The organism is Bradyrhizobium sp. LMTR 3, assembly GCF_001693485.1.
GTDB lineage: Bacteria > Pseudomonadota > Alphaproteobacteria > Rhizobiales > Xanthobacteraceae > Bradyrhizobium.
This window is the reverse complement of record NZ_MAXC01000046.1, coordinates 107,770-124,653: the sequence shown is the minus strand read 5'-3', so window position 1 is coordinate 124,653 and position 16,884 is coordinate 107,770. Positions and strand designations below refer to the sequence as shown.

Annotated in this window: 17 protein-coding genes and 1 pseudogene; 5 read left to right on the top strand and 13 right to left on the bottom strand. The window is 61.1% G+C overall.

Translation table 11 applies throughout. The features are described 5' to 3' along the window. Window positions 1-44: 44 nt before the first annotated feature. The 6 genes from LMTR3_RS26725 to LMTR3_RS26705 form a co-directional block, all read right to left on the bottom strand. Window positions 45-1,211 (bottom strand): ABC transporter permease, encoded by a 1,167-nt coding sequence (locus LMTR3_RS26725; protein ID WP_065747981.1) that lies wholly within the window; start codon window positions 1,209-1,211, stop codon window positions 45-47. Next, window positions 1,208-2,155, bottom strand: a complete 948-nt coding sequence (locus LMTR3_RS26720) for an ABC transporter ATP-binding protein (RefSeq protein ID WP_065747980.1) — start codon at window positions 2,153-2,155, stop codon at window positions 1,208-1,210. Before LMTR3_RS26720 ends, LMTR3_RS26725 begins: the two co-directional genes overlap by 4 nt. Then, window positions 2,152-2,937, bottom strand: coding sequence for an HlyD family secretion protein (locus LMTR3_RS26715; protein ID WP_065747979.1), 786 nt, complete (start codon window positions 2,935-2,937; stop codon window positions 2,152-2,154). Before LMTR3_RS26715 ends, LMTR3_RS26720 begins: the two co-directional genes overlap by 4 nt. After that, window positions 2,934-3,641 carry a TetR/AcrR family transcriptional regulator gene (locus tag LMTR3_RS26710; RefSeq protein WP_065747978.1) on the bottom strand — a complete coding sequence of 236 codons (708 nt, stop codon included), beginning with the start codon at window positions 3,639-3,641 and terminating at the stop codon, window positions 2,934-2,936. Before LMTR3_RS26710 ends, LMTR3_RS26715 begins: the two co-directional genes overlap by 4 nt. A 666-nt stretch (window positions 3,642-4,307) precedes the next feature. Further along, window positions 4,308-4,871, bottom strand: coding sequence for a hypothetical protein (locus LMTR3_RS37995; protein ID WP_141686822.1), 564 nt, complete (start codon window positions 4,869-4,871; stop codon window positions 4,308-4,310). A gap of 155 nt (window positions 4,872-5,026) precedes the next feature. Next, complete coding sequence (locus tag LMTR3_RS26705; protein WP_065747977.1) at window positions 5,027-6,115, bottom strand: TRAP transporter substrate-binding protein; 1,089 nt, start codon at window positions 6,113-6,115, stop codon at window positions 5,027-5,029. Window positions 6,116-6,326: 211 nt separating this feature from the next. Between LMTR3_RS26705 and LMTR3_RS26700 the strand changes: the two genes are divergently transcribed. Continuing rightward, on the top strand, window positions 6,327-7,280 hold the full coding sequence (locus tag LMTR3_RS26700; RefSeq protein WP_176721994.1) for a cyclase family protein: 954 nt from the start codon (window positions 6,327-6,329) through the stop codon (window positions 7,278-7,280). Between the two features lie 248 nt (window positions 7,281-7,528). Here LMTR3_RS26700 and LMTR3_RS26695 read toward each other — a convergent pair whose 3' ends face one another. From LMTR3_RS26695 to LMTR3_RS26685, 3 genes are all read right to left on the bottom strand, one after another. Further along, the gene (locus LMTR3_RS26695; RefSeq protein WP_065747975.1) at window positions 7,529-7,741 is read right to left on the bottom strand and encodes a hypothetical protein; all 213 of its coding nucleotides are present in this window, start codon (window positions 7,739-7,741) and stop codon (window positions 7,529-7,531) included. Window positions 7,742-7,980: 239 nt separating this feature from the next. Then, window positions 7,981-8,331: a hypothetical protein gene (locus LMTR3_RS26690; protein ID WP_065747974.1), complete on the bottom strand. Its 351-nt coding sequence runs from the start codon at window positions 8,329-8,331 to the stop codon at window positions 7,981-7,983. Then, window positions 8,328-9,638: a sulfite oxidase gene (locus LMTR3_RS26685; protein WP_065748237.1), complete on the bottom strand. Its 1,311-nt coding sequence runs from the start codon at window positions 9,636-9,638 to the stop codon at window positions 8,328-8,330. The genes LMTR3_RS26690 and LMTR3_RS26685 overlap by 4 nt, the downstream gene beginning before the upstream one ends. Window positions 9,639-10,015: 377 nt before the next feature. Here LMTR3_RS26685 and LMTR3_RS26675 point away from each other — a divergent pair, with 377 nt between their 5' ends. Beyond that, window positions 10,016-10,333: a hypothetical protein gene (locus tag LMTR3_RS26675; protein ID WP_065747972.1), complete on the top strand. Its 318-nt coding sequence runs from the start codon at window positions 10,016-10,018 to the stop codon at window positions 10,331-10,333. 233 nt (window positions 10,334-10,566) lie between these two features. Beyond that, window positions 10,567-10,746, top strand: coding sequence for a hypothetical protein (locus LMTR3_RS26670; RefSeq protein ID WP_065747971.1), 180 nt, complete (start codon window positions 10,567-10,569; stop codon window positions 10,744-10,746). Window positions 10,747-10,809: 63 nt separating this feature from the next. Here LMTR3_RS26670 and LMTR3_RS37990 read toward each other — a convergent pair. The 4 genes and pseudogenes from LMTR3_RS37990 to LMTR3_RS26655 all read right to left on the bottom strand — a co-directional run. Then, window positions 10,810-10,925 (bottom strand): annotated as a pseudogene (locus LMTR3_RS37990) (DUF2000 domain-containing protein); the annotation flags it as partial. Between the two features lie 87 nt (window positions 10,926-11,012). Beyond that, a complete protein-coding gene (locus tag LMTR3_RS26665; RefSeq protein ID WP_065747970.1) occupies window positions 11,013-11,879 on the bottom strand; it encodes an SMP-30/gluconolactonase/LRE family protein in 867 nt (288 codons plus the stop codon). A gap of 217 nt (window positions 11,880-12,096) precedes the next feature. Then, window positions 12,097-12,507, bottom strand: coding sequence for a DUF2000 family protein (locus LMTR3_RS26660; protein ID WP_065747969.1), 411 nt, complete (start codon window positions 12,505-12,507; stop codon window positions 12,097-12,099). Window positions 12,508-12,629: 122 nt separating this feature from the next. After that, window positions 12,630-13,511 carry an AraC family transcriptional regulator gene (locus LMTR3_RS26655; protein WP_065747968.1) on the bottom strand — a complete coding sequence of 294 codons (882 nt, stop codon included), beginning with the start codon at window positions 13,509-13,511 and terminating at the stop codon, window positions 12,630-12,632. A 363-nt stretch (window positions 13,512-13,874) separates the two neighbouring features. On the opposite strand from LMTR3_RS26655, the gene LMTR3_RS26650 reads away from it, so the two are divergent. Continuing rightward, window positions 13,875-15,524, top strand: a complete 1,650-nt coding sequence (locus tag LMTR3_RS26650; RefSeq protein WP_065747967.1) for a flavin-containing monooxygenase — start codon at window positions 13,875-13,877, stop codon at window positions 15,522-15,524. Window positions 15,525-15,637: 113 nt separating this feature from the next. Continuing rightward, entirely contained in the window at window positions 15,638-16,831 is a 1,194-nt protein-coding gene (acmB, locus tag LMTR3_RS26645; protein ID WP_065747966.1) for a methyl acetate hydrolase AcmB, read from the top strand. Window positions 16,832-16,884: the final 53 nt, after the last annotated feature.

Genomic DNA, 16,884 nt, shown 5'->3' with positions numbered 1-16,884 from the left:
GCTCGCCTCTTCGAGGCGCCCCGGAATGCCTGCAAAATATACCCTCAATCGAGCGTGCGACGGAAGCGTGTCACGGCGATCGTCATTGCCACCAGCATCAGTACAATGAGTGCAATCGTGTCGTATTGCAGGTTGGAAGGAGCCGCGCCCTTCAGCATGATGGCGCGGACGATGCGGATGTAATGGGTCAGCGGCAGTCCCTCGCCGAGATACTGCGCCCACACCGGCATGCCGGCGAATGGAAACATGAAGCCGGACAACAGAATGCTCGGCAGGAAGAACATCATCGACATCTGCATCGCCTGCAACTGGTTCTGCACAATGGTGGAGAAGGTATAGCCGATCGACAGGTTGGTGGTGATGAACAGCGTCGTCAGCGCCGCCAGCAGCGCCACGCTGCCGAGAATCGGCACCCCGAACAGCAGGACGCCGATGCCGACGATCAGCGAGGCCTGGACGAAGCCGACGATCACGTAGGGAATGATCTTGCCGAACATCACCTCCACCGGCTTGATCGGCATCGACAACAGGCTCTCCATGGTGCCACGCTCGATTTCGCGTGTCACCGACAGGGCGGTGAAGATCAGCATGGTCATGGTCAGGATGGTGCCGACAAGGCCCGGCACGATGTTGAGCCGCGATTCCGCGGCCGGGTTGTAACGGGCATGTGCCCTGATCTCGAACGGCATCGCGGGCGGATCGCCGATGTGAAGGTCGTGCGCGAGCGCGGTCTGCACCACTGCACCGAGCGTGCCCAGCGCGGAGCCGGCCGCGACCGGATCGGTAGCGTCGGCCGCGACCAATAGCGCCGGGCGGTCGCCGCGCCGCACGGCGCGCTCGAAGCCGCGCGGGATCTCGACCCCGAACAGCACCTTGCCCGACTGCAGGAGATCATCGAACTCCGCGACGCTGTGCACTTCGCGGGTGAAGCGGAAATATTTGGTATTCTCCAGCGCCTTCAGCACCGAGCGCGCCAGATCGCTGTCCTCCTGTATCAGCACCGCCGTCGGCAGATGGCGCGGCGTGGTGTTGATGGCATAGCCGAACAGCAATAGCTGCATGACCGGGATCATCACGATCATCGCGAACGAGACGCGGTCGCGGCGGAGCTGAATGAATTCCTTGACCAGCATCGCATAGCTGCGCCGCCAGAAGCCGAAAGCCGGCTCCCTCGCCTCGTCCACGGGATGAACAGTATCGGTTGCACTCATTGGAAATTGTCCTTTGAGCGGTTCATGAGATCGATGAACACGTCTTCCAGCGACGGCTCGCTGTCCTCCCAGCGCCATCCCCTTTTATCGCGATAAGGCGCGATGGTTGTCTCCAGCACGGACTTGTCGCGCCCCGAGACGTGCAGGCTGGTGCCGAACGGCGCCACCATGTCGACGCCGGGCTTGCCTGCGAGCTCGACCGCAAGCCCGTTGAGGTCGTCGCCGGAAACCGTGTAGGTCGACAACGCCGATTTCGCGATCACTTCGTCGACTGTGCCGTGCGCCAGCAGGTGACCGTAGGCGATGTAAGCGATCTCGTGACAGCGCTCGGCCTCGTCCATGTAATGGGTCGAGACCAACACCGTCAGGCCTTCGGCCGCCAGCGCGTGGATCTCATTCCAGAAATCGCGCCGCGCCTTGGGATCGACGCCGGCGGTCGGCTCGTCCAATAGCAGCAGTTGCGGATTGGGCAGCGTGCAGGCGCCGAGCGCGAGCCGCTGCTTCCAGCCGCCGGACAGTTCGCCGGCAAGCTGCTCCTCGCGGCCGCTCAGGCCGATCCGCCGGATCATGTCACGTGCAGCGCCGCGCGCGTCGCGCATGCCGTAAAGCCGTGCGACGAATTCGAGGTTCTCGCGCACCGAGAGATCCTGATACAGGCTGAAGCGCTGCGTCATGTAGCCGACCAGGCGCTTGATCTTGTCGGCGTCGCGGCGGATGTCGTAGCCGAGGCAGGTGCCCTCGCCGGCATCGGGCGTCAACAGCCCGCACAGCATGCGGATGGTGGTGGTCTTGCCGGAGCCGTTCGGCCCGAGAAAGCCGTAGATCGAGCCGCGCTTCACCTGCATCGAGAGGTCATGCACGACCTCGCGGCCGCCGAACGATTTCGACAGCCCGTCGACCTTGATGGCGATATCCGCGGCAGATGTCGTCGAAACCGAACTCATTTCTTCTCCGCTACCGGCGTCCGGGCGTTGAGGAATACGCTGATCGGCTGGCCGACGCGCAAGACGTCCGGCCGGTTCGGCCGCGCCTGGATCAGGTAGACCAGCTTGTTGCGCTCATCGAGGCTGTAGATGACCGGCGGGGTGTATTCCGCCGTCGTCGCAATGAAGTAGATTTTTGCGGTGAGATCGGCCGCGCAATTGTCGCAGGTCACCTTCACCTCGTCGCCGATCGCGAGCTTCGGCAGTTCTGTCTCCGGCACGAAGAAGCGAATCTTCATGTTGCCGGGCGGCATGATCGACAGCACCGGCCGTTGCGCCTGCACCATTTCGCCTTCGCGGAAATAGATCTGCTGGACGGTGCCGCCGACCGGCGCAAAGCCGCTCCGCCGCGCGAGCCTGGTCTGCGAAGTATTGACTCGGGCTTCCGCGACGCGCAACGCCGAGGTTGCCGAATCGAGGTTGGCCTGCGTGCCGGAGCCGGTCTTGCTCAGCGACGCCGCGCGGTCATAGGTCTGCTGCGCATTGGCGAGCGTCGCCTTGTTCTGATTGAGGTCGGCCTGCTGCAAATCGTCGTCGACCGTATAGAGCTGCATGCCGGGCTTCACCTCGTCGCCCTCGCGCACGTTGAGTTTTGTCACACGGCCGCTTTCGTCGGGGCTGACAAAGATCATGTCGGCCTCGACCCAGCCCTGGAAGCCCGGATCTCTGCGCTCCGTGCAGCCTGAGAGCGCGGCGGCGAGCGCCAGCGCGGCCAGGATCGCTATCGTTCGCGACGAAGTCATGCTGTTCTCCGTTCGCCAAAAATCAGATCGAGATGGACCTGAAACATTTCGAGGGCATCCAGTGGCGCATGTCTGCTGAAAAGGCTCTGCCAGATCACGGCGATGAGCGCGGGCGCCACCATGATTTGCGGAAACCGCGCCAGGTTCTTGTGTTGGATCTCGCCGCGTGCGATGCCGAGCTCGATCAGCGCGCGCATGCCTGCAAGGCCTCGCGACACCACCTCGCGGTAGTAGAAGTCGGCAACCTCAGGAAATCGTGGGCCTTCGGCAACGATCAGCCGCACAAGGTCGCCGCGCCGCGTGGCGGCCACCTCCTCGATGAAGGTTTTGGCAAACCCCTCCACCATGTCGCGCACCGATGCTCCGGGCTGCGGGGGCGTCGCCCAGAGGCGGGTGACCAGCGGCACGATGGCGGTCCGGATCAATTCCTCGAACATCGATTCCTTGTCCTTGAAGTGCAGATAGATCGTGCCCTTGGCGACACCGGCGCGTTTGGCGATGTCGTCGAGCCGTGTCGCCGCAAAGCCGCGCGCGATGAATTCGTCCATCGCCGCCGCGATGATGGCCCCGCGCCGCTCGGCGGCGCGTTCGGCGCGGCTGGAAGCCGGCTTCGGCTTCGAGGACGCCGACGCCTTCGCCCCGGTCCGGCGATTGGCCGGCTTCGGCGCAGATTTCCTGGTGGTTTTGGTGGCTTCATTCGTCATGCTCCATTTATGACTGACTAGTCAGTCATTGTCAATGCGAACCGGAAAGAGGCCTTTCACATGGGCGTGACCAAGGGTTGGAGATTCGCCGATCCCGCTGCCCGCCGAGGATGTTGCGGGTCGCCAAGGGAGCGTCATATCCCGCGTGTGTGGGGTAGCCGGCAAGCTGCGGACCTATCCACGTCATTGCGAGCGCAGCGAAGCAATCCATCCTTCAGCATGCACGGTGATAGTGGATTGCTTCGCTGCGCTCGCAATGACGGTGGATACAGTTTCGCGTTCTCGCGACGCACCGCGCCCGAGGTTTGCATCTGGTGTCCCCTCCTCGAGAACGAGGGAGCAGGGAATGCCGGGTGCTTGCTGCACCCGCGGTCTCGTGTGCAATAAGCGCAAAGAGATGCGCACACGAGCATACAGGTACAGCCGAGGCACTCCGGCATTCCCTGCGCAATGGTTTGACGGCTTATGCCGCGCTCTCCCTGGAGACGAATTCCTCTTGCCTCCATCGCTGCCGGCTTGATGGCTGATCGATCCGGTTGGATCGAACTCGCCACCGGCAGCTTGACACCAGCCACGGGCGCCAGGACCACACGGTTTTGCCGTACGCAATAACGTCGTTCATCTTGCGCGCCGTGAGCCGCTCACGAATTTGACTTCGCCCTGCGCTCACTTTGCGCGCCGACGCCCTCGCGTCCACCGCATCCCGCCTCGCGTTCGTGACGACCGCGATACGCCCCTCTTGTCGAGACGGGACGGCGGGAAATAGCCACTGATTTGGGGTGATGTGGAAGCGGAATATATTTGCGAGGCCGACTGGACGACCCAAATCAGCTTGAATCTGTTCAGCAAATTAGATTTTGCGCGCAACTGGTTTTGCGGCCACGAATGCACCGGCAACTCCGCTTCGCTGACCCGCCCTATGAGTTGGACGCGAATACTCTCAAACTTCTCAAGGTTGACTCTTCCACAGCCGTTCAGCGGATACTCATAGTGAAGGCCGATGCGATCGGAGCCGGACACGTGTAGCTGAAGTTCCTTTGGGCAGTCTTTTGGCGAATCGATATTTAGCGCGAACGGAATAGGAAACGTCGTCTTGGTATTCGGGAATACGAACGACTGAAAACTCTTCGCCACAGGGTAGCCGTTCTCTTGCACGATCTCACCGAGCGAAAAAGATAGCCACTTCTGAGGAACGACGCGAAAGCGTTGCTTTGGATTGTCGTCCGGCACGAGCTCTCCGGGCAGCGTCGTCTTGCAAGCTCCAAGCGCGGCCGTTGATATCGAGGTCACGACACATGTAGCCGCCAAAGCAAATATGGCGCTTGCGGAAACGCACGGCACGTAGTTCACGGTGGCCACCGGCGATCGGACAACGATGACGCACCTCACCCCTTGCGCATTTTGCTGAGCAGGTAGTTGTCGTAATAATTTTCTGCAATCTGCGTATAGAACAGCACTTCCTTCATGTAGGCGTCGTGGCTCTCCTTGGTCTTCTTGAACAGCGGGCTCTTCTCGGCGATCTCGTTCAGATGGTCCTGCGTGGCCTTGTAGCAGGCTTCCATGACCGGCTGCGGAAACGCGCGCAGCTCCGCGCCGTTGGCGACAAGCCGCTTCAGCGACGCAGGATTGACGCTGTCATATTTTTCGATCATCCACGCGCCGGCTGCCGAAGCGGCCTGGTTGAGGATCGCCTGGTATGGCTTGGGAAGCGCATTCCACTTCTCCTCGTTCACGGCCATGTGCAGCATGGCCCCGCCTTCCCACCAGCCGGGGAAATAGTAGTATTTCGCCACCTTGTAGAAGCCGAGCTTCTCATCGTCATAGGGACCGACGAACTCCGCGGCATCGATCGTTCCTCGCTCGAGCGCCGGATAGACGTCACCGCCCGCGATCTGCTGCGGCACGACGCCGAGCCTTGCGAGCACATGGCCGCCCATGCCTGCGATGCGGAATTTCAGGCCTTTGAGATCGTCGACCGTCTTGATCTCCTTGCGGAACCAGCCGCCCATTTGCGTGCCGGAATTGCCGCACAGAATCGCATGCGCCTTGAAGGGCTTCAGTGCTTCGTTGCAGAGGTCGGCGCCGCCGCCGAACGTCCACCAGGAATGCTGATGGCGATGGTTCATGCCGAAGGGCGCACCCGTCGCATAGGTCAGCGCCGGCTCCTTGCCGATGTAGAAATAGAGCGGCGTCTGCGCGATCTCGACGGTCGAAGAACTCACTGCATCAAGCGCCTGCAGACCGGGCACGATCTCGCCTGCCGCAAAGGTCTGGATCTGAAACTTGTTGTCGGTGGCGTCAGCCACGTATTTCGCGAAAGTCTGCGCGGTACCGAAGATGGTTTCGAGCGACTTCGGAAAGCTCGAGGTCAAACGCCACTTGATCTCGGGCGCGGCTTGCGCAATCGCAGGTGCCGCAACCAGCGTCGTCGCGCCGACCGCGGCGCTGCCTTTGAGGAACGTACGGCGTTTCATGATGTGCTCACTCCCTCAAATGAAAGTCGATTGGCGCGGGACAAAGCGCCTTTCGCGTCCGTTTGATCTCATCATAACGGACTTCGAGGCATGCGTGGAAGCACAACCTCACCTTGGTCAGGCGAATTGCCGCTTGAACCGCCTCAATCGGAGCAGCATTATTTATTCCAGGGGTGCCGTCTCCAGAGCGCCCTCTCCTGGGAGGTTACCGATGAAAGCATTCACATTGGGTGCGGCGATCGCGCTTGCGTTTTCCGCCGCTGCCTACGCGCAAGCACCAACCTGGACCGTTCCGTCCGAAAGCCAACGCTGTCCGTCGAAATGGGGCGCGGCCGACGAGCGCGGTTCGGCCAATCACCAGAAGCCCGCGGCCGTGATGAACGCGGCGAAGCTGATCAAGACCGGCGAAGTGATCGAGCTCGCGCACGTGCTCGGTCCGAGCATGGCGTTCTTCGGAACGCGGCGCTTCGACATGCATACCAAGCGCACGTTCATGAACCAGTTCTCCAACATGCGCGGTTCGAACGAAGAGATCATCATTACCGAACTTGGCCAGGTCGGTACGCAGTTCGACGGCTTCGCGCACCAGACCCATCTCAATAGCTGGTACAATTGCCAGAAGGTCGACGAGAACTCAGATCGCACCGGTTTCAAGAAGTTCGGAATCCATAATGTTGGCACGCTGTTCACGCGCGGCGTGCTGATCGACGTCGCGGGCTTCAAGGGCGTCGAGATGCTGGGCGACAATTACGAAATCACCGTAGAGGATCTCGAGGGTGCCCTGAAGAAGCAAAACCTGACGCTGCAGCCCGGCGACGCGGTGATCATTCACACCGGCTGGGGCAAGCTCTACGGCAAGGACAACCCGCGCTACGTGAAATCCTGCCCGGGCATCGGCGTGCCGGCCGCGCTCTGGCTGGCCGCAAAGGACCCGATGCTGCTCGGCGCCGACAACTGGCCGGTCGAAGTTGCGCCCAACCCCGACAAGCAATTGTCGCTTCCGGTGCACCAGATCGCGCTCGTGGTGAACGGCATCCATCTGTTGGAGAATCTCAAGCTCGACGAGCTCGTGCAAAAGGGCGTCGGAGAATTCGCCTTCGTGATGCAACCGCTCAAGATTCAGGGCGGCTCGGGCTCCACGGTGTCGCCGATCGCGGTGAGATAGCGGCTTATGACGGGCCACGTTTGCTGAAGTGCAACTGCGTCAAGAGCGTCGATCGAGCTTCGGTTCTGATCGAAACCAGAACCGAAGCTCGGGATTTCTGTTGTGGCGCATCTGTTCACGCCAACCGGGCTACTCCTCAGTCGGGCCCGGAAGGAGACGGCGAAGGCGCTGAGCTTCGTGCCACGTCGCAAGACCCTCCTTCCCAAGGTGAGCGAGCCTGGTTGCCAACTGCACGAGGATGAGTGTGATCATGGCTGCCGGCCCGCTTTAGCAAGCAGACGCCCGGTCTGATGCTCGGCGTCGTCAGTCGGTTTGAACCCGCGGGCGGCAAGGTACTGCGCAACGACACGGTTAGCCCGCCGCTGACGGGCTTCGATTTGAACGCGCAACAATCGGGTGAAAAACGAGGGCTTTCCGGTCGGGGCAGAAAACCAGGCCCCAGTGGTGAGTACGTTCGCCATGGATGGCTCCTTTATCGGAGTTGTCCTTGGGCGAATTTCCTTCCCTGAAACGAGACATAGGTATTGGTACCAGCAAATGCGAGACCAAATACCTCGCACTCATGCATCAATTTTGCACCTCGCCGCGCAAAATGCCCGGCGCAATCACATGGCTGTAATATCAAATACGCATGTCCGCCGACCCAGGCGAATCATCGATGCCGCGAGATCACTGAGCGGAGTGTGTGAGTCGCGAGCGCTCACTTCGCAAACGGGTTCACCCAGCCTCCCCGGCCCGCCGGCGCGCGCGGCGGATAGGCCGTCTCGAGATAGGTCAGGACCTTTTCGCGATCCCCGTCGTCGAGCGGCGGCATGTTGTGGCGGCGGATCATCAGGTTGATCGAATCCTCCCACTGCGCGCGCGTCATGCCCTGCTGCGCCACCAGGCGGAAACCGTGGCAGGCGGTGCAGGCGTAGAAGGTCTCGTCGCGGCCGGGACCTGCGGGAAACTCCTCCGGACTTTCCTCGCGTGGCGCAAAGCTTGTCTGCGCCATGGCCGGCACGATCCAGAGCGCGCCGGCCATCGCGAACCACACCAAGCGCTGCATCATCCGACCAGCACGGCGATGCGGTGCATGGCGTTGCCGCCATAGCCTTGCGGATTCCAGAAGCCGGCCTGATGCGGCTGCATCGCGCCTTTGGAATCGGTGGCGCGCGCCCAGATCTCGAAATAGCCGTCACTCGGCAGTTTCAAGGTCGCGGTCCAGCGCTGCCAGTCATACTTGTTCTTCGGCTTCTCGAGCGTGGCCCGCTGCCAGCTCGCGCCGAAATCGGTGGAGATGTCCACCTGCTTGACGGTGAGATCGCCGGCCCAGGACGCCCCGCGCAGCTTCAGCTCCTTGGTGCCGGCCGCGAACTTGGCTCCGTTGGCCGGATTGGTGATGATCGAGCGCACCGGCATCGATTCCAGAATGCGGAAGTTTGCCGGATCGGCCTTGCCGCCGGGCACCATCGGCTTGATGGGGGTGCGATAGGAAAATTCGGTCATGCCGGGGCCGTCATGCTCGCGGTCGCGGATGGTAATGCGCGTCAGCCATTTCTGCGAGGCCGAGCCCGACCATCCCGGCACGATCAGGCGCACCGGTCCGCCATGGATGTTCGGCAGCGGCTTGCCGTTCATGGCCCAGACGATCATCGTGTTGGGGTCCATCGCCTTCTCCAGCCGCACGCCGCGCGAGAGGCTCGGCTTATTGGCGTCGCCGGACAGATGAAGATCGGCCGCATAATGTGCGGTGTACTTTGCTGATGGCTTCAGCCCCGCCTTCTTGAGCAGATCGGCGAGCGGCACGCCGGTCCATTCGGCGCAGCCCGCCCCGCCATTGGTCCACTGGTTGCCGCGCGCCGGCGGCGAGAATCCCGAACGGCCGTTGCCGCCGCATTCCAGCACCATGCGCCGCGTCACGGCCTTGTATTTCGATTTCAACTCGCCGAGCGTGATCTCGAGTTTGTTGTTGACCTCGCCATCGATGGTGATCTTCCAGGCGTCGGGATCCTTCGCCGCCTCGGGGATCTGCCCGTTGTTGCGGATGTAGAATTTCTCGATCGGCGTGGTGTCGTCGTCGAGCAGGCTTTCCGGCGTCTCGGCAACCAGCGGCTTTTCGCCGAGCACGACCAGCCCCTCGCTCTTGCCGGGATATTTCAGATGTTGCGGTCCCTTGGCCGGCGCGGGCGCGGCGGCCGACGGGGGCGGAGCGGCCTGCGCATGGGCCTGAGGGATTCCGCCGCCGTTGCGGGTGAGCGGCATCGCGCCTCCGATGACGGCGCCGATCGCAGCCAGTCCTGAACTGCCCAAAAATCTGCGCCGGCTGGTATTGAAATTGTTGCCATTGGGCGCATCGCACCCGGTCTCCCTCGCCATGATATCCTCCCTCATTGCCCTATGCCGGGCTTTTTGGCCGCAGTTCCCTTCGGGAAACCCGGCTGGCGGGAGTATTCGCGTTTTGCGGCCTTGCCGCAAGACGGCCTGGAGGAGCCGCCGTGCGCTAATCTGCGCTCGAGGCGTCCGGCATTTGGCGTCAATTTGCCGCTCGACACGGCCCACAAACCTTGCGAGATTCGCATGATGCGACCGCCGCACAAGAAAAGGCGGGACATGCTTGTCGTCAGACTTGCATTGCTCGCAACTTCTGTACTGGCAGCAATCATCATCACCGGTCGCTGAGGGGCAGTATCGTCGTCTATCGAGGCATCGCCCGATAGCCGCCAAGTCAAAGTTGGAAACAGCGGAGACCTGCCATGACTAGTATCCAAGAAGCTCCGAGCAAGCTCGTTCTGAAAGCAGGCTCGACCACGGTTACGTTCGACAAGGATTCCGGCAAGGCGATACTGCAGCAAAAAATGCTGCTGTGGAACAAGAAGCCCGTCGAGTTCCCGCTCTCCGAAATCGACGACATCGCGGTGAAGTCGGACGTGGACAGTATGTCAGGCGCACCAATCCACCACAGCGTCATGCACAGGCGCAATGGCGAGATCACCGTCCTGACAACCGAGGAAGCCAAGGACGCCGCCGAGACGGTCAAGAAGCTGCGTGGATTTGTCGGGCTGCAGAGTTGAGGCGCAGGACGGTTGCCGCTCGGTGTTCCGCTCTTGTGCGGACACGACGGCGCGATGTCTGACGGCACCATTTCTGCCATTGGGAGGAGCTGACATTGTCCCCGCTCCCCCGATGGGTGTCCGCTGGCGAAGGAACACGCAGTCGGAACGATGTCCGTTCGTCGGGGCTTGTAGCGGTGTGACCGAGATGCCCGCCTCTTAGGATCACACGGTCACATCCAAGGAGTACCAACATGACCCCACACATCTCCGAGGAACTTTCTACCAGATTGATCGACTGGAATCCCTTCGTAATCGTGGGCAACACGACGCCACCTCGAGATCCTGATGAAGACGAGGAGGACGAAGAGGAAGAGGACGAAGAAGAGGGCGCAGACGAAGCGCCGGTCATACGCGAGCCGGACGAAGACTAAGCGAGATGCCTGCGCATCAAAACGAACGCCCGCCGGCCGCTCTGAACTTATCGGTCGACTGCTCTAGATATGAAACTTCAGCCCGTCGACGACTTGTCGATCTTGCGCTCGGCGCGCATCGCGAGGCCGACCAGGTTGAGCTCAGCGCGGATCACCGCCCTCACCACCTCGCGGTTGGCGGGCATCACGCGTGATCTTGACCATTCGTGGCCGAAGCGCACTTCATCAGAAGCCACGCCCGGCTCAGCCCAGGCGCACGCCTGTTCTCAGCGTGTATCGATCCTGTAAGCCACAACAGTGCCTTCCATCATCATCGGGATCATGACGGTACCATCCGGCCCCATCCCGAGATCGGCGCTCCCCTTCGCGAGCGGAAGGAGGCGCGTCGCTGTGCCATTGCTCGAGATGCGGAACAGCCCGCCGGTCATCCAATCGGTGACGAGATAGCCGCCCTTGCCATCGGGTTCGACGCCGTCGAGATTGCCGACTGGCGCCGAGCTTCCTAGATCGGACACTTTCTTCGTCGCGAGATCGACCGTCTTCATGTGGCCGGGCACCTTCGTCGAAAAGTCGGGAGCCATTTTGCCCCACGACGCGACCACAAGCCGGCCCTCCTCGACGAGAAGCCCGTTCGGATTTTCGAGCGCGTCATCCTGCATCAGGAGAGACAGCTTGCTGCCGTCGAGCACCCAAATGCTGTTTGACACCATGTCGGAAACGTAAATCCGTCCACTCTTGTCAGCCGCGAGGTCGTTCAAAAATTTGGATCCGGGTGCCTCGAACCGGTTTACGACTTCGCCCTTGGCGAGGTCGATTTCGGCAATCCGGTCCACGTCTGCGGCGTAGAGCTTGCCATTGGCAAGCGCGAGGCCGGTCGGACTATCGAGCCCCTTGACCCACTCGATTGTTACGACCTTTCCATCCGGCCCGAGCTTTGAAACGAAGCCGTTGCCATCCTTTTTCATTGGATCGCCATTGACGTTCGACACATAGACGGCCCCCGCAGCTCGGTCGAAGACCGCCGATTCGGGGTTCTTGAAGCCACTCGCCTCCCACAGCTTCTGAGGTTCCGCGGCGCCGGCGCTGAAGGTAAGAACAGCGAACATTAGTGCGGAGAGCTGAGGTGTCCTCATGGTAGCCTCCTCGTGCTGCCCCGACGAACGAACATGCCTGTCACGGCAGATGTTCCTCGGCTCTTCTTTGAAATTGCGCCGGATTAGTCGGGCAGATGCAGTCTGACTTGGTAGGTCAATCGCAGTGGCTGCCCTGGGGTCACTCGCTATTCTAATACCTCTTCAACGAGGCCAGCCTGGCGCAACGCCGGGCCAATAGCTCAGGCTTTCGAAACGCCTAGCTGTGAAACCTCAGCCCGTCGACGATCTTGTCGATCACCTTGCGCTCGGCGCGCATCGCGAGGCCGACCAGATTGAGCTCTGCGCGGATCACTGTTCTCACCACCTCGCGGTTGGCGGCGTCATGCGTGGTCTTGAACATGTCCTCGGTATAGACCGCGGGCGTCACGTTGCGGGCGAGCGCGCGTTCGAGCGCGCGGGAGATCGCCGGCCGGTCGGCGCCGTAGATCAGGATCGGCTGACCGATCAGCGATAGATATCTGGTGCCTGAGCCGTCGCCATAGGGCTCGCCGATACATTCGGGAAACGCTGCGGCGATGCCACCGGCCAGAAAGGATGCGACGTTGAGTTTCTGCCAGGCTTCGAGATCGGTCCGGATCACGACCGCGATCTTGGTGTCGAATTGCATGAATTTCCCCAAAAGATGTCATTTGCGGATGCGCCGCAGCCACAAACCTCAGATGCGCGATTGCGCAGACTTCCATTCGGCCGACATTCTGTGCCGACCGAACACAGCCTCTTTATTGCTATTCACTGCTGCCTGCGATACTCGGCCGGCGTGATGTTCATGTGCCGGCGAAAGACCCGGTTGAGATGGCTCTGATCGGCAAAACCGCTCAGAAGGGCGATCTCCTTGAGCGGCAGACGATCTTTACGCAGGTGCTGGCACGCACGCTCCACCTTGCGTTTCAAGACATAGGCATGCGGCCGGGTTCCGTAATGCGCCTGGAATTTGCGCGCAAACTGAACCGACGTGCAGTTGCAGATGCTGGCCAATTCCTCGAGCGTGATGTTCCGGAAGATGTTTTGTTCGATGTATTCTTCGATCAGCCGCGCATGGGCTGGCCTGAAACGTCCCTGCGAGCAGGGCAACTTGAACTGTACAGAGGCGTATTTTCGCAAGATGTGCACGTTGGCCTGAAGCGCCAGCGCATCGTAGCAGAGCCGCCCGCCCGGCCCCCCGGCGGTCACCTCCTGAACCATTTGATCGCTGATCCAGGCCAATGCCGGGTCTTCTGCGCGCACCAGGTCATGGAGTTCAACGCGCTCCGCGTCGCGATCGAAAGCTTCGCTTGCTGTCTTCATCATGAGCGCGGGCGAGATGTAGAAATGCGACACTTCGATATCGTGTCGCCATATCCAGTTCGAAGGCTCCGCGCGCGTCAACAATGTCGTCACGCCACGGCCGACGTGATCCTGTTTCCATGGTCCGCTAACGCGACGGTTCATGGATGTCGCGCCTTCCCGATAATTGACGATCAGGAAATTCTCCGCCCCCGGGACCAGGATTTCGGACGGAGCGTAGCGGAACACCCTCAGGCGAAACTCCGGCATGCCCGTCGCCGCGCTGTCCAACTTGAGTTCGCCGCCGGCATATTGCGGAAGCTCCTCCACCGTGATCAATCGGCCCATCGCGTACCTCCCCGCGTCTGGAAGTTTTGGGGGCGGTTGACCGCTCTATTCTTTAGCCAGACAGCACCGGCGAGCATAAGACCGTTTTGCAATTTGCCAAGGGCCAATGCAGACGGCGTTCCAACTCCCCTGCCATTTCGTTCAAAGGAATGCGGAATTCATCCAAGCCGCAAACGCCGGACGGCAACTAGCTTCCTCATCCACCACAGGCAAGAGCCGCAGGCAATCCAGAAGAGACGCAGATCCGAGCGTCCAGCCGCCTGTTCTGCCGTGAACGACACCAGACGACGTGTGAGCCGTCCGTCTCGCGACGGACGAACGAGGTCGCGCGTCTTTCAGCAACGAATGCCAACGGAGGGAAGCATGACCCAAGCAGCAACAGAGTTACGGAGAGGTAACGGGAAGCAGATGACGGCGACCTTCGATGCCGTGGTCATCGGAGCCGGTGTCGCCGGGCTTTACCAATTGTACCGTCTACGCGAGCAGGGATTAAAAGTGAAAGTAATCGAGTCCGCCTCCGGCGTCGGCGGCACATGGTATTGGAATCGCTATCCCGGCGCGCGCTTCGATTCGGAAGCCTATATTTATCAATACCTGTTCTCCGAACAGCTCTACAAAGGATGGAGTTGGAGCGAGAAATTCCCAGGCCAGCCCGAAATCGAACGTTGGCTGAATTACGTCGCCGACCGCCTCGATCTCCGCAAGGATATTCAGTTCAACACGACCGTCGAGCGCGCGCATTTCGACGAGGCAACGCAGCGTTGGACGGTTTTGACCAACGCCGGCGATACGATTGACGCCCAATTCCTCATCACCTGCTGCGGCATGCTCTCGGCACCCCTGACATCGAGGTTTCCGGGTCAAGAGACGTTCAAGGGTCAGCTGTTCCATACGGCGCGCTGGCCCAAGGAGGGCGTCAATCTTGCCGGCAAGCGCGTCGGCGTGGTGGGCAACGGGGCGACCGGCATCCAGGTCATCCAAACGATCGCCGGTGACGCCGGTCATCTGAAGGTCTTCATCCGCACGCCGCAATACATCATCCCGATGAAAAATCCCAAATACAGTGCGGCGGACGTCGATGCCTACAAGGCACGGTTCCAGTTCTTCACCAAGCAGCTGCCGAGCACGTTCACCGGCTTCGAGTATGATTTCGAGCATGCCTGGGCCGATCTCACGCCCGAGCAGCGCCGCGAGGTATTGGAAGAATGCTGGAATGATGGCTCCCTGAAGCTGTGGCTGGCCTCCTTCGGCGAGATGTTCTTCGACGAGGAGGTCAACCGGCAGATATCGGAATTCGTGCGGGAGAAGATGCGCGCGCGGCTGCAGGATCCGACGCTGTGCGAACTGCTCATTCCGTCCGGCTCCGACTACGGGTTCGGAACGCATCGCGTGCCGCTGGAACAGAACTTCCTGGAAACCTTCCATCGTCCCAATGTCGAGATCGTCAGCGTCAGGGCCAATCCGATCGAGCGCATGACCCCTGGCGGGCTGCAGACAGCGGACGGGACGGTCCACGAGCTCGACGTCATCATTCTGGCAACCGGGTTCGACGCTGGCACAGGTGCGTTGACGCGCATCGATATCCGCGGCCGGGGCGGAAGGGCATTGAAAGACGAATGGAGCACGGATATCCGCACCACCATGGGCCTGCAGATTCACGGCTACCCGAATCTGTTCACGACTGCCGTGCCGCTCGCTCCGTCGGCTGCCCTGTGCAATATGACAACTTGCCTCCAGAAGCAGGTCGAGTGGATCGACGACTGTATCAGGCACCTGCGCAGCAGGAATCTGAAGGTCATCGAGCCGACCAAGGATGCGGAAGACCAATGGGTGGCGCATCACGATGAGACCGCCAATGCGACGCTCATTGCCAAAACCAACTCCTGGTATCTCGGCTCGAACGTCGAAGGCAAGCCGCGGCGGGTGCTGTCCTACACTGGCGGCGTAGGCACCTATCACCAGAAATGCAACGAGGTCGCCGCAAGCGGCTATCCGGGCTTCACCATGCAATGAGCGTGGCGCCGCCAGGCGTCGTGACAACGGTGCTGTCGCGTGCGGCCGAGCGCGAGCTCCGGGCGGGCGCAATGTATCGATCGAAAGCATCCATGGAAAAAGGGAGAATGAGGATGAGCACTAATTTCAATGTGACGGCAGACGCCGTCCTCGATGGGATCGTTGCGTCAGACCCGGGCGTCCCCGGCGTGGTCGGGATGGTCACAGACCGCCATCGCAACATCTACCAGGGCGCGGCCGGCAAGCGTCGCCTCGACCAGGCGGCCGACATGACGACGGACAGCGTGTTCGCGATCTTCTCGACGACCAAGGCGATCACCGGCACAGCGATCCTGCAGCTCGTCGAACAGGGCGAACTCGATCTCGATGCCCCCGCAAAGACCTACGCGCCCGATATCGGCAAGCTTCAGGTCATCGAAGGCTTCGATGCCAAGGGCGAACCAAGGTTGCGCCCGCCGAAGCGCGATGTGACCACGCGCATGCTGATGGTCCACACCGCCGGCTTCGGTTACGACTTCTTCAGTCAAACCTATAACCGCTTGGCGCAGGAGAAGGGTCAGCCCAGCGTCATCACGTCGTCCAAGGCGTCGCTGATGACGCCGCTTCTGTTTGATCCGGGCGACAAATGGGAATACGGAACCAATCTCGACTGGTGCGGTCAAATCGTCGAGGCTATCACTGGAAAGCGGCTCGGCGAGGTGTTCAAGGCGCGTATATTCGAACCTCTCGGAATGAACAACACGGCCTTCGAACTGACCGAGGCGATGCGCGGAAAGCTGGCCGGGATGCATGCACGAGGCGCCGATGGCTCGCTCACGCCGATGGACTTCGAGCTTCCCGCCAATCCGGAAGTTCACATGGGCGGCCATGGCCTTTACGCCACTGTCGGCGACTACATGCGCTTCATTCGCATGTGGCTCAACGATGGTGCGGGCGAGAATGGCCGCGTGCTAAGGCCTGAGACCGTACGCATGGCGGCGCAGAACCACTTGGGCGACAAGAAGGTGACGGCCCTCCCGGGAGTCATCCCCTCGCTGTCCAATGACGCCGAGTTCTTCCCGGGCCAGTCGAAGTCCTGGGCGCTGACGTTCATGATCAACGACGAACAGGCACCTACCGGACGTCCAGCCGGTGCTCTCGGATGGGCTGGCCTTGCCAATCTCTTCTACTGGATCGACCGGGCGAATGGGTTTGGCGGATTCTGGGCCACACAAATTCTGCCCTTCGGCGATCCGGCTTCGTTCGTCGGTTACCTGAACTTCGAAACTGCGTTCTACGACAGCCTGAAGCTGCGAAAGGCGAGCTAGACTTCGCAGGCTAGATTTCGAGGTCCAGTTCAAGGTTTTCGCCCAGTTGCGGT

Excerpts from the sequence above, each read along its gene's own strand:
- LMTR3_RS26725 (WP_065747981.1), bottom strand. The coding sequence starts at position 1,211 with ATGAGTGCAACCGATACTGTTCATCCCGTGGACGAGGCGAGGGAGCCG.
- LMTR3_RS26720 (WP_065747980.1), bottom strand. The coding sequence starts at position 2,155 with ATGAGTTCGGTTTCGACGACATCTGCCGCGGATATCGCCATCAAGGTC.
- LMTR3_RS26715 (WP_065747979.1), bottom strand. The coding sequence starts at position 2,937 with ATGACTTCGTCGCGAACGATAGCGATCCTGGCCGCGCTGGCGCTCGCC.
- LMTR3_RS26710 (WP_065747978.1), bottom strand. The coding sequence starts at position 3,641 with ATGACGAATGAAGCCACCAAAACCACCAGGAAATCTGCGCCGAAGCCG.
- LMTR3_RS26705 (WP_065747977.1), bottom strand. The coding sequence starts at position 6,115 with ATGAAACGCCGTACGTTCCTCAAAGGCAGCGCCGCGGTCGGCGCGACG.
- LMTR3_RS26700 (WP_176721994.1), top strand. The coding sequence starts at position 6,327 with ATGAAAGCATTCACATTGGGTGCGGCGATCGCGCTTGCGTTTTCCGCC.
- LMTR3_RS26695 (WP_065747975.1), bottom strand. The coding sequence starts at position 7,741 with ATGGCGAACGTACTCACCACTGGGGCCTGGTTTTCTGCCCCGACCGGA.
- LMTR3_RS26690 (WP_065747974.1), bottom strand. The coding sequence starts at position 8,331 with ATGATGCAGCGCTTGGTGTGGTTCGCGATGGCCGGCGCGCTCTGGATC.
- LMTR3_RS26685 (WP_065748237.1), bottom strand. The coding sequence starts at position 9,638 with ATGGCGAGGGAGACCGGGTGCGATGCGCCCAATGGCAACAATTTCAAT.
- LMTR3_RS26675 (WP_065747972.1), top strand. The coding sequence starts at position 10,016 with ATGACTAGTATCCAAGAAGCTCCGAGCAAGCTCGTTCTGAAAGCAGGC.
- LMTR3_RS26670 (WP_065747971.1), top strand. The coding sequence starts at position 10,567 with ATGACCCCACACATCTCCGAGGAACTTTCTACCAGATTGATCGACTGG.
- LMTR3_RS26665 (WP_065747970.1), bottom strand. The coding sequence starts at position 11,879 with ATGAGGACACCTCAGCTCTCCGCACTAATGTTCGCTGTTCTTACCTTC.
- LMTR3_RS26660 (WP_065747969.1), bottom strand. The coding sequence starts at position 12,507 with ATGCAATTCGACACCAAGATCGCGGTCGTGATCCGGACCGATCTCGAA.
- LMTR3_RS26655 (WP_065747968.1), bottom strand. The coding sequence starts at position 13,511 with ATGGGCCGATTGATCACGGTGGAGGAGCTTCCGCAATATGCCGGCGGC.
- LMTR3_RS26650 (WP_065747967.1), top strand. The coding sequence starts at position 13,875 with ATGACCCAAGCAGCAACAGAGTTACGGAGAGGTAACGGGAAGCAGATG.
- acmB (WP_065747966.1), top strand. The coding sequence starts at position 15,638 with ATGAGCACTAATTTCAATGTGACGGCAGACGCCGTCCTCGATGGGATC.